The organism is Microcoleus sp. AT8-B5 (genome assembly GCF_036705565.1).
GTDB lineage: Bacteria > Cyanobacteriota > Cyanobacteriia > Cyanobacteriales > Microcoleaceae > Microcoleus.
Genome location: NZ_JAUBUY010000052.1, coordinates 29,785 through 43,667 on the forward strand (window position 1 = coordinate 29,785; position 13,883 = coordinate 43,667).

Sequence of the window (13,883 nt, forward strand, 5' to 3'; positions counted from 1 at the left end):
ATGTTTTGAGAGCTTGTTAGGCTGAAAGCACTGTCCCTGTTACCTGAGAACTGTTTAACCTTCAGCGACAGAGCAAGGAACTAGCTACGCATTCTCCCGGTGTCGTGACTCAAAAAACGTAGTCAGTTAAGACTTAGGCCCGTCAGAACGGCTTGTTAGATTTCTCCTTCAAGCCTCATGCCTTTAGGCTGAGGTTCCTGACGATTATATTTAGATGGAAAACTATTCCAATAATCAGTTTACTTGCTAAAGCTTAAAATTATGACTTTAAATAACTGGTTCCGAGGCTAGGCCTGGGAACCAGTTAATCTCGCTTGTTTGCGGAGCCAGACGCAAGTTGGACTTGCAAAGCGGTTTCAACCAGGTTCGCGATCGTTTTTAAGCCTTGGGCTTAGTCGCCGCCGGCTTCTTCTCAATGGTATTCAAGCCGTTGAGGAACATGGGTACCAATTTCTCCATAAATGCCTGCGGGTCGCGGTTCCAGGCGCGCTGAGCTACATCGACTCTAGTCATTTGCAGATCCGGGGCCAGCAGGGTTCTGGGTAAGCGTTCCATCAGGTATTGCGGGCGTTCCCACATCGGCATGGTGTTGGCAATATCCACGAGGCGGGTGACGCGGCGGAGTTCTGCCCCCAGCATGATATCCATTCCCGATTCAAAAGCTGCTTGTTCGATCGCCACATACTTGCGCTTGGCCTGTTCCACCTTCTGGCGGTGTTCCGGGCTTTTGGCAGCTATGGAGCCGAGCCAGCGGTTGCCCCAGCGGACGTGACCAGCTTCTTCGGGAAAAATCTTTTCGATTGTTTCGCGGATTTTGACGTTTTCTGCGGTTTGGGGAGCCTGTTTGAGGGCGTGGATGTGCGCTGAGAAGTATTCGCAGCCCCGCTTTTCGGTGACGTTAATCGCGGCCAGGGAAGAAATTACAAAGTCTTCGCGGTTTGTGGTGGGGTCTTGTTGTTCGCTGTCATACAACCTTTCAAATTCGTCAATGTAGGAGACTCCCGGCGGCGTTCCCACATTTTGGCCGAGGTCTACCAGCAAGTCGGTGAGCCACATAGCGTGTCGCGCTTCGTCGGAAATGTGCCGGGAGAGGTCGCGTACGAGTTCGGCCGGTTCCCCGTCTAGCCGTTCGATCACGTCGGTGAGGTCTTTGCAACTGCGCTGTTCGCTGTAGCGGTAGCGGTTGAGGGTGATCAGGTGAATTTCGCGATCGCGCACTACATTAGCTAAAATTTCGCGCGCTCCCATTGCGTTGCGAAGCTTGCGGGGATAGGCAACAGTCATGCTTTTATGTTGTTTTGTAAAGATACCTATATAAGTGTAACGCAGTTTTTCGGCTTCCTAATTCACTCCCAAGGCAGAAAGTTATTGTTTAGCACGGAGATTCAATTTTATACAGACAATTTTTTTACTAGCTCAACCAATGACAATAGTTTTGAGTTGCGAGTCATACCATTTTAGATTTTAGATTGTAGATTTTAGATTAAAAATGACTGATGACTATCAGGGTTTGGAGCTTTTCTACAGTTACGTTATTTTTTTAAACTCCTATCACGCAAGGGTTGCGCGGATCACACAAAGCAACCTCATACACTCAAAAATTGTCAGGTTCCGTCGAGTCTGAAGCCTCAACACTAGCAGACTCTTGTTGAAATTTTCGCGCCTCTTCTACTTCTAATCTAGCCAGAGTTGTCGCCACATCGGCTAACTGTAAAGCCAGATTCATCCGACAAACCGGGTTTTTTTCCCTCCAGAGGTCTTTTGCCAAGAAATGTACTCGATAGCGAAACATTTTAATTGAATTTGGCGGAGTAACTTTCACAGTCATAGTCTTTCTTCTGTTGAAGTTTGAATGCCCAGCAGCACCCGTTCTAGTTCCAAGTAAACAAATGTCAGCATGATTACTTTATCTTCATCGGTGATTGTAACACTACAGGTTGCCGATCGAGGTTCAACGCCTTCGTGCCTTACAACTACAGTATATTTTCCCTGCTTCAGGTTATCAAAATTCACATCTGCCTCAAACAGGTCAACTGTCTCCTCGGCCACCACTCGTCCTTCTTGAGTCAGTAAAGTGACAAACGCAATGCCGTCAACTGAAGTCATGGCGACGTTACTCTGATTGCGGATCATCACAAAAATATCGGACATCATTGGGTCATTGGTAATTGCTAATTGCTAATTTAGAATGAGTGCATAATCTCACAAACAAAGGAGCATAAATACAGTGAATTATTTCAAGTTTTTGCTAATTTTGACTATTAGTGCAGCGGTTCTCGGTTTGGGAAAAAGTGGGGCCCTAGCTGCTGTCTGGAATATCTCTGAGAATGAGCCTGGTTTGCAGATTCACGGCGTGCGGGTTGCTCAAAGGGACGATCGCAATTTAAGCAACTCGAAAGGTACATTAAAAGAAGGCAGTGCTATCTCTGTCGATCCAGATGATGTGGTTGGCATACCAAAAGCTGAAGCGCGGCGGCGTTTTATTCTGAATAAGATATATCGGGTTCAGGAAGGCACTACCGCTGAGGATTTGTTTATTGTTGATGAGAAAGCAAATAAATGGGCTGTAGAGGATGTCTCTGAGGCTACAATGGGCCCTACTACTAACAGCGTTGCCCAGATAGTGTCGGGTAACGGGAGAGTCTGGGCGCTGATCCAGAAGTTCTAAATTTAAAAAAAACGCCGCTTTTAAGGGCGGCGTTCTTATTAATTAAAAATCACAGGTTAAAAATGGTATAATTACCATTTTTAACTTTTAATTTTCAATTATTAATTTTCTAACAGTCGTAATACAAAGCAAACTCGTAGGGGTGAGGACGCAGCCGCATCGGGTTGACTTCATTGTCGAGTTTGTAGGAAATCCAGGTTTGGATGAAGTCTTCGGTAAATACGCCGGTTTCAGTTAAGAAACTGTGGTCTTTTTCTAAAGCTTCTAAAGCGCCTTCCAAGGAACCGGGAGTTGAAGGAATCTTGCTCAATTCTTCAGGGGAAAGGTCGTAGATATCCACGTCCAAAGGTTCGCCGGGATCGATTTGATTCTTGATGCCGTCAATGCCGGCGCACAGCATGGCTGCAAATGCTAAATACGGGTTGGATGTAGCATCGGGACAGCGGAATTCTAACCGCTTGGCTTTGGGGTTGGTTCCCGACAACGGAATCCGCACTGATGCCGATCGATTTCCTTGAGAGTAAGCTAAGTTTACAGGCGCTTCAAAGCCCGGAACTAAACGCTTGTAGGAATTGGTCGTGGGGTTGGTGATTGCCAAAAGTGCCGGTGCGTGCTTGAGAATGCCGCCGATGTAATGCAGTCCCATTTGACTGAAACCAGCATATTGATCGCCTGCAAATAGAGGCTGACCGTCTTTCCAAATCGACTGGTGAACGTGCATCCCGGAACCGTTGTCGTTAAACAGCGGTTTGGGCATGAAGGTGATGGTTTTGCCGTATTTTTTGCCGACGTTTTTGATGACGTATTTGTAAGTTAGCAAGTAGTCGGCTGCTTGTACTAAAGTTGCAAAGCGGAAACCGAGTTCGCATTGACCGCCGGTGGCGACTTCGTGGTGGTGTTTTTCGATGGGTACGCCACATTTTGCCATTGTCAGCAGCATTTCCGTTCTCATGTCTTGAGAGGTGTCGGTTGGTGCTACTGGGAAATAACCTTCTTTGTAACGCGGTTTATAGCCGAGGTTGCCGCCTGCTTCTTCTTTGCCGGAATTCCAACGACCTTCGATCGAATCTACGTAATAGTAGCCGGAATTTTGGGTTTGGTCGAAGCGAACGTCGTCAAAAATAAAGAATTCTGCTTCCGGGCCAAAGAATGCTGTATCGCCGAGACCGGTGGAAAGCAAGTAGTCTATGGCTTTTTGGGCAATGGTGCGGGGACAGCGACTGTACGGTTCGCCGGTGCGAGGTTCTTTGATGCTGCAAATGAAGCTGATGGTCGGTTCTGCCATGAACGGGTCCATCCAAGCGGTGGTCGGATCGATGACCATCGTCATGTCTGATTCGTTGATGGCTTTCCAGCCCCTAATGCTGGAACCGTCGAAGGGTACGCCGTCTGTGAATGCGGTTTCGTCGATTTGGTCGTGGTACAGGGAAAGGTGCTGCCAGATCCCCGGCATATCGATGAATTTGAGGTCAACGATCTGGATCTTATTTTCTTGTATGTAGTTTAAGGCTTCTTGGGGTGTCTGGAACATGACTTACTCCTGATATTGGTTGTGTCTTGGCGATCGGCCGATTTCAGACTGTGTGGGCGATCGTAGGCCTTCAGTATCCACTATTTTGTATCTAGGGCTACAAAAGTTTGAAATAGGGGCCCAGTGGGGCCGGGCCGTTTGAGATTCTTGCCCTGTGGATTATTTGTCGGATGAAGATACAAGGCAAACGGCTGAATTTTACGACAGTTTGCCGCGGATAGACTACCCTTGGTGAAAATCCTATCTCAAATCTTAATCAAACGCCGATTTGTAGTAGTCTACAATAGGCGGTCTGTCTCAGATAGCAAAGTATTGATAAAGATTTTTGGGAGAGAAACTTATGCGCGATGCAGTGACGAGCCTGATTGAAAATTATGATGTTGCTGGTAGGTATTTAGACCGAGATGGTATCGATCGGTTGAAATCTTATTTTGCAACGGGCACGGCACGGGTACAGGCGGCGGCTGCGATTAACAGCAATGCTGCGGCAATTGTCAAGCAAGCTGGTATCCAGCTATTTGCTGAACAGCCAGAACTGATCCGTCCCGGTGGAAATGCCTACACGACTCGTCGCTACGCGGCTTGTCTGCGGGATATGGACTACTACTTGCGCTATGCTACTTACGCCCTGGTGGCTGGAAGTACCGACGTGCTCGACGAGCGCGTGCTGCAAGGTTTGCGCGAAACTTACAATTCTCTAAGCGTTCCCATTGGCCCGACGGTGATGGGGATTAGCATTATGAAGGAGATGGTTAAGGCTCAGGTGGAAGCTGCTGGCTTGTCTGTGGGGCCTTTTTTGGATCAGCCTTTTGATTACATGATTCGCGAATTGAGCGAACAAGATATTTAAGTCAATTTGCTAGTTCTTTTAGCAGCAAATTGCACTTGTGGCTGGCAGTTAGCAGCAGTTGGATCGATCGCTTTTTTTGGCCTCACAGCCTCCAAGCGATCTTTTTTTATGGGTTATACAATTTTAGATTAAAGATTTCAGATTAAAAATTATAGGTTAAAAATTATAGATTAAAAATTTGAATTATTGGGAATGACTGATGATTTAAGGGTTTGGAGCTTCCCTATAATTGCATTCTTGTTTGAAACGGGTGCTAAAAATCGTCAACACATCCCCAGACGAGGCATTTGTCTAGGGGATTTTTGGTTTGGCGCAGATCGATTTGTGCGGTGGTTGTTGCTTCTACTTCGCCGTTGGGGTAAAGAATGTGGATGATGTCACCGCTGACGAAGGCGAGGGGATTTTCTTGACAATTGCCAGGATTTCTGATAGGAAAGTTAATTGTTTTCATGGTCGATCGCCCTGATGGTATTTGTAGCGCTTTTAGCTGCATCTAAATCATCCGCTAGCAGCCAAAATTATTGTGTGATTTTATGAAGGTATATCTGTGATAAAACTACACAATCAAAGCGATCTCAGTCACATAAGGTGAGGTGGGGCGATCGCCCCGCGACGATCAAAAAACCAAAATAATCGCCAAAAATTAGCAGTCGGGCTTGTGCGTAAGTGCTAATCTGGTACTGTTCTTAACCCTATCCGTACAGATTAAAAACCTTGGCTAAACAGCGACTAGACACTTTATTGGTCAGCCTAGATTTGTGCAGTTCCAGACAGCAAGCTCAGGCATTGATTCGGACTGGGAAAGTCTCCATCAATCAACAGGTAGTTGACAAACCGGGCACTGAGGTTGACATTGCAGCAAAAATTCAGATTAAAGAGCGATCGCGCTATGTTTCCAGAGGCGGTGACAAATTAGCCAAAGCTTTAGAAGTTTTCGCGATTCCCGTTGCAGGCAGAATTTGTCTCGACGGTGGCATTTCCACAGGCGGTTTTACCGACTGTCTGCTGCAAGCAGGCGCCGCCCTAGTGTATGGCGTAGATGTTGGCTACGGTCAAGCAGATTGGGGCTTGCGTAACGATCCGAGGGTAATTTTGAAAGAACGCACCAATTTGCGGTACATGACTGCTACTGAGCTTTACGGCAATTCACCCCCCCCAGCCCCCCCTTGTCAAGGGGGGGAGCAAGATTCACCCCCCCCAGCCCCCCCTTGTCAAGGGGGGGAGCAAGATTTACTCCCCGCTTGTCAAGGGGGGGAGCAAGATTCGTTGCTAATAGGGGCTTATGCAGATTTGGCGGTAGTAGATGTGTCGTTTATTTCCCTGGATAAGATTTTACCGGCGCTGTGGGAATTGTTGGCACCACCGCGAGAAGCGGTGTTGCTGGTAAAACCGCAGTTTGAGGTAGGGCGCGAGAGAGTTGGGAAAAAAGGCGTAGTGCGAGACTCAGCAACTCAAGCTGATGCGATTTTTCAAGTGTGGAAGGCAGCCACAGCTTTAGGATGGCAGCAACGCGGCTTAACGTGGTCGCCTTTACTTGGCCCGGCCGGTAATATCGAGTATCTTTTATGGTTGGGGATCGATCGCGAACAAGAAACAGACCACAGGGCGATCCTCTTCGAGGGCTGCGCTAACGAAGAGGATGTTGTGAAGGAACGGATCGCACAAGTCACCAAAGCGGCGGCGCGGGAACTTGTCGATCGATTGTAGATTTTAGATTTTAGATTGATTTCCAGATGTTGATCTAATCAACTTTAAAAATCAAATTTGGAACTCCAGATTGCTATAAATTTTTAAAATTTTTGTCAATCAGACTCCTAAACTTTCACAAGAGTGAATAATTCCATGCAGTCATTTAAACAAGTCGGTTCGATTTTACTCTACGTTCTAGGTGGCATTGGGTATGTGGCGATTGTAGCTACTATTGTAGGCGTTTCAATTCTGATCAAGTGGGCAGCTCTGCTACTGGCAGACAAATTATTATATACCATTCTGATTATCGGCGATTTGTTGAGAGGCCTCGAAATTATTGAACTGTTAAATATATTGATATTTGCATTTATCGGTATGGGAGTGGGTGTGGCGACAAGGCTCCTACACCCTCAATATGGTCGAAAAATTAGTGCCGCTTTGTTGATAGTTATAGTTCCTTTAGTTTTCATGATTACGCCAGCCATCAGATATAATTCTTGGCTGGAAAAAGTAGAGGAATCGGATAATTTATTACCAGCGCAAACTGCAACATTAACTAACTCATTTTTGAATAGAAAAGTGGGATTGCCTGGTTTTATCGGTTATTACGTATATACTGGTCAGTTTCCCGTTATTCCCACGAAACAATCGGAGATGAAAGACCTGGACAGCTTTGAAAAAAAAGTTAATTCCAGATTTGTACAGTTCACAGGTATTGCTCCGACTATTGTTTCTTGGTCAATGCGGGTTTGTTTTTGGTTGATTAGAATATTTTACTTTTCTATAGCAGTAATTGCCACGATCGCGCATTTTAGAGAAGGCGTTAGAATCGCGAGACGGTAATACGATTTTAGGATCGCGAATTAAATAACTTACAATTTTAATTGTTATTGTGGGATGGGCGTCCCGCCCATCCCACAAACTTGTGGAAGTTATTTAATTCTCATTCCTTAGATTTTAGATTTTAGATTAAAGAAGGGGGTATCACTGATGAGCATGGTGGTTTGGAGTTTACCTACAGTTGCATTCTTTTTTGACAGTTGTAGAAGAATAAAAGCAGTAGGGTGCGTCAGATCCTAATTCTTCAATTATCACAAATAACCCTCTCCTGACGCACCCTACTCAACTACTAGGGCAATTTTTAAGTGCCAATTTTAAACTCTTGCTGCAGGCGATCGATAATTGTATTACGCTCGATGGTAGCGAGAATTTGTTGAATTACCGTATCTTGTCCCAGGGGGCCCCAGGTGCAGCCTTTTTCTAAGTAAACTTGGGCGGCACGACCGACAGCGTAGGTTCCGTAAGCTGCTAAACTAGCTTGAGTGACAGCAACTCCGGCAAAAGTAGAAAAGCCGATGTGCGGGGCCGCTGCGGCTGCACTTTTGCCAAATCCCAACAGAAAACTGCTGCCCAATTCTCCCAAAAGTACGCCGCCAGCGCTGGAGAAAATAGTCTGCCAAAGTTTGCCGGCTTCGTAACCAGTCATGGGTAAGCCGTAAAGTCTCGATAAAGAGCGAATTAAGGCTAAATCTGCGACAGTTGCTCCCATTACATCCAAGAATGCCACTGGATTTAAACCGACAGCCAAAGCTTTATATTTTGCAAATTGCCAGATTAAATCTTCGGCTTCTGTTTGTCGCAATTTGAGAACGTGACGGGCAATGTTTGCTTCGGCATCTCTAGCTTCAACTAAAGCATTTAGAGCGAGGAGCGATCGACCTTCTCTGTTAAGAATTGTCAGAATTTTATGTTTGAGTTCGTCTATCTGCGCGGGGGGCGACTCCCATTCGTTAGTTACTCTTCCGTCGGCCCATTCCACCCGCACTTGCACCGGTGCTGGTTCGGCGGCTACCATGACTATTTCTAATGATTTGGAAGTTTTAGGCGGTGATTTTGCAGTAGATTTATCAGATGGGTTGTTTGGGCGATCGGACAAATTTTCGCTATCTTTTTCCTCTTTTACCGCAGCGGCTGCTAACTCTTCAGAATTTGCCAGCGCTTGCAAACTTTGGAAAATAGCTTTTCTGTCTAATTCTGGATACAGGTCAATTTTATTAAAAACTAAAATTACCGGTTTTTGAGCTGTTTGCAATTCGCACAGTGCTTGATATTCAGTTCGGGTGATATCACCTGCAACGACAAACAGAATTAAGTCAGCTTGGCGAGTTACTTGTTTCGCCATTTCGCCGCGCACTTCGCCGCCAACTTCATCAAGTCCGGGAGTATCGATTAATTCTACTTGCACGCCTCCTTTCCCCCCCTTGGCCAGGGGGGGTTGGGGGGATTCCTCGCTGTCAAGGAAGGATAAAGGCACACTCCAGCGCACGGAACGCGGCCACTGAGTCACGCCGTTGAGAGGGCCTGTTTGCAGAATTTTGTGACCTAAAAGCGCGTTTAATACGGCTGACTTGCCACGGCTGACTAAGCCGAAAGTAGCAATGCGGATTATGTTGTGGTCTAGTTTTTCTGAGGTGGAAGTTAAGATATCTAGCTGATATTGCAGCGCCGCTTCTAATTCTGTATTATTCGAGTTCTTTTTCCCTTGGCGCAGGTGGGAGTAGCGCGCCAGGGCTTCGCGCAAACTGGCGCGGGCAAGGGATAAGCGATTTTCTTGAAGGGAATTGTCAGCCATTGGCGATCGGCTTTTTTAAGCAGGTAGAATTGATCGTCGAATTATAAATCCTATTTCTTATTTTAATACAAGTTTTGATAAAATTCTAGTTTTTTATTGGGGAGTTAGGTAGAAACAGGGCAAAGGCGTGTCAACAACCTCCTCAAACTCGGATTCCGGCAGTGACTTAAGTCCCTGCCTCAAAGCGAAAGTCCTCTTAACTAAAACTTACGCAAAAAACCCGGTTTCTCTGAAAAATCGTCGATATATCCGAGAGATGCTTGATGCAGAAACCGGGTTTTTGACCCGGCTGGCGTAAGTTTTGTTAACAATACTCTGGACAGTGTGTGAATAAAAGTGCGATCGCACTTCTGTAAAAAGTAACTGGACTCTGAGCCAGAAAAAATAGAAAACCAGACAATATTTAGGTCACTCTCAAAAAACAGATCGTTTTAACCGACTGTCTCGATAAAATACTTGAATTAAATTTACCCAAATTTTATCAATTTGTCAAGTTTAAAATAAATTTTTAGTATTTGTTTAAATAATTCAGCTACCGTATATTTGTAATGTATTGAATTTAGATGGAATCTTGCCAAATTGATAAAAATCCGTTAATTTCTTACCTTCATTATCAGCAAAAGAAGCAAAATATTCGCCAACGCTGATATCTTTAATAGAGTCTAAATCATAAAAATGCAGCCACTCAACATCAAATACTGGAACTGGATCGACAAATGTTACCTTTCCTTCACCCAAAGTACAATCATTCCACGGGTTTTTGCCATGTTTGCGTCGAATATGAATCTGCCATTGCCCATTCGGGTAAACGATCAAACTTTCATTAGAAATATGAATCCAGTTGCCATCTACTACGCAGCCAGTAGAAATTTTTTGAGGTGAGAATACTTGAGGTTGAGGCATGGCTCCATAGACAATGCGAGCAATACGTTTGGCACGATAATCAAATTCAAAGCTTTTGGGGTATTTTGATTTCGGACTCCACCACGGAGTAACTTTAGAAGTTTCTAGTTTAGAATCTATTTCCTCACGATGTGCTTCATAACAACAGAGCATTTGCTGATATTCTACTCGACTAAACTCAGATGGATCTACATAGATTGTCCAGTTGCTTCTGGATACATCGTCATAAAAAGTTTTGATTTGTAATTTGGCGCGCTCGCTGGGATTTATCGGCAGACCCATATCTAATAATTCGGGAATAATTCGACCAGCCAAAGATCGAGAAACTACTTTGTCATTAAAACAGAAAATGGGGAAGCGAATCAAGTTACCAGAAGCTAGAAATATACTTTGGAAATAGTGTTCTTCCATGATGCTGATGCGATGGAATCTTTGCGGATGTTTGGTCGGACAAAACACTTGAAAAGTTAAGACATCGGGACGTTTCTTTTTGTAATATTTAGACAAATTATATGGACTTTTACGAGACAAGTATTCATAGATTACCCAAGCCCATATCGCAAAAAGTACACCCATATCCCACACTTTAGTTTCATACAATCTCAGGACAATTTTTCTGTACAATTCGTCATAAATCTTTTTGACATTTTTCATAATTATTATATAATCAGACACGAACTAATTGAACCTTGAACACCAAACATTTGCTTGGCTGCCTCATGTCATACGGATCGCGCGTGCGAACTTCCGTCCGCAATAGGTCGCGGACTTTAGTCCGCACTACGAACCTGATTTATTGCGGTTAATTCATCGGACATGATCGGAGATATTGCCCAAGCTTTTTGACAAGCCAATCCTCAATAGTTAGGACAGTTTGAAACCCGATGGAGTAGCTAAAAATCTGGCTGGTTATTGTAGATTTTTTTTACAGTTTCCACAAGAGCGAAAAAAGAAATAAAAAAAATTAACAATGGCATGGGTGGCTTTTTCAATAGTAGACTTTGAGCAGGGCCGGAGGTTATTAGTTGATTGAAATGGCTGTTTCATTCTAGAAAAAGTTACGAAAAACCCGTATTTTGTAGGGGCGAATTCACCCTAATTTTGACCACTAACCAATAACCTCAATAAATCCGCCCCGCCCCACTTGATGTCTGAAAAATACAAGGAGAAATAGCGAGTTCTGCTGTTTCTCCGATTCAAATTTATCATGCCAGACAGGGCTGGTATTGCACGGCCGCCAAAACCGGTGCACACCCTACAGGGTTTTAATTGGCGACTGAGTTAACAGCCGGGGTTCCTGATGTCTGAGGCGCGAGACGACTTGCGATTTGATTGATGAAACCTTGCAAGAAGGAAACTTGCTGATTTTGCAGAAATACTGCTTGCAAAGTTTTCGTCAGTTCCGTAAGATTGAAGATGCCTTTAGCATTTTCCAATTCTTGAGTTGAGAAATATTCAATTAAACTCAATCCAGCTATTCTGGTAAAATAGGCTGCACTAATTCCCTGCACCGCGCCTCCTGCTACATAGGTGACGGCATTGCTTTTCAGCAGTCCAGTAATAGTTTGAGTAGACAGTTCTACTAATCCCAATTTAAACATTTGATTAGCCAAAGTCCCCGCTACTGTCTTAGCTTGGTCTAAGGAAAACTTTTGCTGGTAGATGGCGCCGAGATCGATTACGAGTTGGGTGCTGATGGCGGTTGTTGCTAGCAAGTCTAAAGCTGGAACCGGATTAGTAAAGACGGCGGCGGCGGCGATGTACTGATATTGTTCGATAATGGGAATTGCCCGATCGCGCCTGACTGCATTTAAGAAGGTTTTTGCCTCTAACTTGATACTTGCAGCCTCCCGCACTGCACTCGCCCAGACCAACTGTTGCCGTTCTTCCGTTAAGATTTTAGTCAATCTTTCCGTCAGCGCGTCGAGTTGAGAGACTTGATTTTCGATCCGTTCTTTAAATGTGCCGTCCGCTTGGTGCTGGCGCACTTTAATAGAATTGGGAGAAGCGGCGATCGCAATTATCTCTTCTGTCCCCAATATTCCTTGCATTTTCTGCTGCAAAGAGTTCAAAACCTGCGACTGCTGTTCTGGCAAATATTGGTCTTGTTTGTTCCAGACTAGCAACACGCGCTGACCTGCCGAAGCTAGCTGAGATAATGTTTTAAATTCGGAATCTGTGATGTCGCCCGCTGTCACAAACAGCACTAAATCACCGTTGATTTTGGCATCGGCATTTGTATTAGCAAACAGCGCTGCAGTTTCTTGTAAACTAAGCTTTTGCGGGTGTTGAGATGCCCAATTAGAATTTAAAACTTGAATTAAGGCAGTTTTGCCGACAGCTTTGCCGCCAGTTACGGTAATCCGCAAATCTTGTCTGTCTAATTCGGTTCTGAGCCGATCGAGCTTTGCTGTTAGATTAGCAGGATCGGCGGAGTTTTGAGCTTCTGAGGCTAGCAATTTAATTGCGGTTTCTGAAGCCGCGATCGCTTTTTCGGCTGCTTCCCGGTTCGCCAGGGGTTGCGGGAGTGCGAGTTCGAGTTTGGGGGATTGTTGTTTCCACCACCAATAACCCGCACCGGCAGCAGCCAAGCCGATGAGTGCCGTTTCGCCCATTTCTGAACCCGAATGCTGTAGAGTTTCCAGCAGCCACAGCGCCGCTGAAAGTCCTATTCCGCCAATTAAAATCGGTCGCCGCAAGTTAAGTGTCATTTTTCCCTTCCTGTGGGTATTGTCGCCAAGCTTAACCTTACCGGGCTTGGCCTCCCTCCCTCTCTTCCATCGTACCTCTGCGGCATCCAAACTGGCAGGCGGGCGATCCGACTTTTTGCGATCGGGATTTGCGGCCCCGGCGACAATCAACCTTTTGCACTTCTACAAACGGGGAATGAAGGACTGAAGTCCTCACTACAAACCAATAGATTTTTACATGATTTTGCAAATATAATAGTGGATTTTTTCTCTAGGTTGGTAATACTTGAGATTGTGATTCAAAAATATCAATTATTTGTTTGGGAATTGCTCGCGGGCGCATGGTGGTAACTTCAACCCAAACCCAAAGCGCCTCTGCTTTTAACAAGATTTCCTCATTTCCAGCTAAGCGAATTTCGTAGTGGCGGACAGCGCGCGGGCCGCGCATTTGTTCGATCCAAGTGGATATCTCCAATCGATCGCCCGATGCGGCAGATCGCAAATAGTCAATTTCTATCCGTCGCATTACAAAGACGCCGCCCAATTCCCGGTAGCGATCGAGAGTAAATCCCAAATGTTCTAAATGTTCGATCGCAGCGTGTTCTAAATAATGCTGGTAAACAGCATTATTTACGTGACCGAGAGCATCCATTTCATAATGTCGCACTCTAATTTCTGTAGTAAATGGTGTCAAATTCTCACCTTTCCAGTTGTTGCGGTATTTTTTAGTTCCGAGTGCGATCGCACTCTGGGTCGATACTGGCTCAGAACTGATTGCAAGTTACACTCAATAGTTGAAACGTCACTGCTTCCAGGTTAATCTTAGTCCGGGAAGCACAGACGGTCAATCGATTTTAGATTTTAGATTTTAGATTTTAGATTGACTTGCGCGAGATAAATGCGGGGGCTTGAGGATTTTC

The 13,883-nt window shown here is 45.1% G+C and carries 13 protein-coding genes; 4 read left to right on the forward strand and 9 right to left on the reverse strand.

Annotated elements, in window-relative coordinates:
- Nucleotides 1-378: 378 nt before the first annotated feature.
- The 3 genes from QUB39_RS25570 to QUB39_RS25580 all read right to left on the reverse strand — a co-directional run bounded on the left by QUB39_RS25570 (nucleotide 379) and on the right by QUB39_RS25580 (nucleotide 2,154).
- Nucleotides 379-1,284, reverse strand: coding sequence for a ferritin-like domain-containing protein (locus QUB39_RS25570; RefSeq protein WP_333233215.1), 906 nt, complete (start codon nucleotides 1,282-1,284; stop codon nucleotides 379-381).
- A gap of 310 nt (nucleotides 1,285-1,594) precedes the next feature.
- Nucleotides 1,595-1,828: a hypothetical protein gene (locus QUB39_RS25575; protein WP_333485184.1), complete on the reverse strand. Its 234-nt coding sequence runs from the start codon at nucleotides 1,826-1,828 to the stop codon at nucleotides 1,595-1,597.
- Complete coding sequence (locus QUB39_RS25580; RefSeq protein ID WP_333140756.1) at nucleotides 1,825-2,154, reverse strand: hypothetical protein; 330 nt, start codon at nucleotides 2,152-2,154, stop codon at nucleotides 1,825-1,827. Before QUB39_RS25580 ends, QUB39_RS25575 begins: the two co-directional genes overlap by 4 nt.
- 73 nt (nucleotides 2,155-2,227) lie before the next feature.
- Between QUB39_RS25580 and QUB39_RS25585 the strand changes: the two genes are divergently transcribed.
- Nucleotides 2,228-2,668 (forward strand): hypothetical protein, encoded by a 441-nt coding sequence (locus QUB39_RS25585; RefSeq protein WP_333263133.1) that lies wholly within the window; start codon nucleotides 2,228-2,230, stop codon nucleotides 2,666-2,668.
- A gap of 109 nt (nucleotides 2,669-2,777) precedes the next feature.
- Here the strand turns inward: QUB39_RS25585 and glnA are convergent, their stop codons facing one another.
- The gene (glnA, locus tag QUB39_RS25590) at nucleotides 2,778-4,199 is read right to left on the reverse strand and encodes a type I glutamate--ammonia ligase (protein WP_333057654.1); all 1,422 of its coding nucleotides are present in this window, start codon (nucleotides 4,197-4,199) and stop codon (nucleotides 2,778-2,780) included.
- Nucleotides 4,200-4,539: 340 nt separating this feature from the next.
- Between glnA and apcB the strand changes: the two genes are divergently transcribed.
- The gene (gene apcB, locus QUB39_RS25595; protein ID WP_293258696.1) at nucleotides 4,540-5,049 is read left to right on the forward strand and encodes an allophycocyanin subunit beta; all 510 of its coding nucleotides are present in this window, start codon (nucleotides 4,540-4,542) and stop codon (nucleotides 5,047-5,049) included.
- Nucleotides 5,050-5,302: 253 nt separating this feature from the next.
- Here apcB and QUB39_RS25600 read toward each other — a convergent pair whose 3' ends face one another.
- On the reverse strand, nucleotides 5,303-5,542 hold the full coding sequence (locus QUB39_RS25600) for a hypothetical protein (RefSeq protein ID WP_333057652.1): 240 nt from the start codon (nucleotides 5,540-5,542) through the stop codon (nucleotides 5,303-5,305).
- A 221-nt stretch (nucleotides 5,543-5,763) separates the two neighbouring features.
- Between QUB39_RS25600 and QUB39_RS25605 the strand changes: the two genes are divergently transcribed.
- Both QUB39_RS25605 and QUB39_RS25610 read left to right on the forward strand, forming a co-directional pair.
- Nucleotides 5,764-6,756 (forward strand): SAM-dependent methyltransferase, encoded by a 993-nt coding sequence (locus QUB39_RS25605; RefSeq protein WP_333057651.1) that lies wholly within the window; start codon nucleotides 5,764-5,766, stop codon nucleotides 6,754-6,756.
- Between the two features lie 123 nt (nucleotides 6,757-6,879).
- On the forward strand, nucleotides 6,880-7,581 hold the full coding sequence (locus tag QUB39_RS25610; RefSeq protein WP_333057650.1) for a hypothetical protein: 702 nt from the start codon (nucleotides 6,880-6,882) through the stop codon (nucleotides 7,579-7,581).
- 298 nt (nucleotides 7,582-7,879) lie between these two features.
- Here the strand turns inward: QUB39_RS25610 and QUB39_RS25615 are convergent, their stop codons facing one another.
- From QUB39_RS25615 to QUB39_RS25630, 4 genes are all read right to left on the reverse strand, one after another.
- Nucleotides 7,880-9,370, reverse strand: a complete 1,491-nt coding sequence (locus QUB39_RS25615) for a DUF697 domain-containing protein (protein WP_333485185.1) — start codon at nucleotides 9,368-9,370, stop codon at nucleotides 7,880-7,882.
- A 528-nt stretch (nucleotides 9,371-9,898) separates the two neighbouring features.
- Entirely contained in the window at nucleotides 9,899-10,927 is a 1,029-nt protein-coding gene (locus tag QUB39_RS25620) for a hypothetical protein (protein ID WP_333057648.1), read from the reverse strand.
- A 611-nt stretch (nucleotides 10,928-11,538) separates the two neighbouring features.
- Complete coding sequence (locus tag QUB39_RS25625) at nucleotides 11,539-12,984, reverse strand: slr1306 family protein (protein ID WP_333485186.1); 1,446 nt, start codon at nucleotides 12,982-12,984, stop codon at nucleotides 11,539-11,541.
- Between the two features lie 250 nt (nucleotides 12,985-13,234).
- Nucleotides 13,235-13,657, reverse strand: a complete 423-nt coding sequence (locus QUB39_RS25630) for a thioesterase family protein (RefSeq protein WP_333485187.1) — start codon at nucleotides 13,655-13,657, stop codon at nucleotides 13,235-13,237.
- Nucleotides 13,658-13,883 lie beyond the last annotated feature (226 nt).

Bases quoted from the DNA above. Each gene is read 5' to 3' on its own strand.
- QUB39_RS25570 (WP_333233215.1), bottom strand. From the start codon at position 1,284: ATGACTGTTGCCTATCCCCGCAAGCTTCGCAACGCAATGGGAGCGCGC.
- QUB39_RS25575 (WP_333485184.1), bottom strand. From the start codon at position 1,828: ATGACTGTGAAAGTTACTCCGCCAAATTCAATTAAAATGTTTCGCTAT.
- QUB39_RS25580 (WP_333140756.1), bottom strand. From the start codon at position 2,154: ATGATGTCCGATATTTTTGTGATGATCCGCAATCAGAGTAACGTCGCC.
- glnA (WP_333057654.1), bottom strand. From the start codon at position 4,199: ATGTTCCAGACACCCCAAGAAGCCTTAAACTACATACAAGAAAATAAG.
- apcB (WP_293258696.1), top strand. From the start codon at position 4,540: ATGCGCGATGCAGTGACGAGCCTGATTGAAAATTATGATGTTGCTGGT.
- QUB39_RS25600 (WP_333057652.1), bottom strand. From the start codon at position 5,542: ATGCAGCTAAAAGCGCTACAAATACCATCAGGGCGATCGACCATGAAA.
- QUB39_RS25615 (WP_333485185.1), bottom strand. From the start codon at position 9,370: ATGGCTGACAATTCCCTTCAAGAAAATCGCTTATCCCTTGCCCGCGCC.
- QUB39_RS25620 (WP_333057648.1), bottom strand. From the start codon at position 10,927: ATGAAAAATGTCAAAAAGATTTATGACGAATTGTACAGAAAAATTGTC.
- QUB39_RS25625 (WP_333485186.1), bottom strand. From the start codon at position 12,984: ATGACACTTAACTTGCGGCGACCGATTTTAATTGGCGGAATAGGACTT.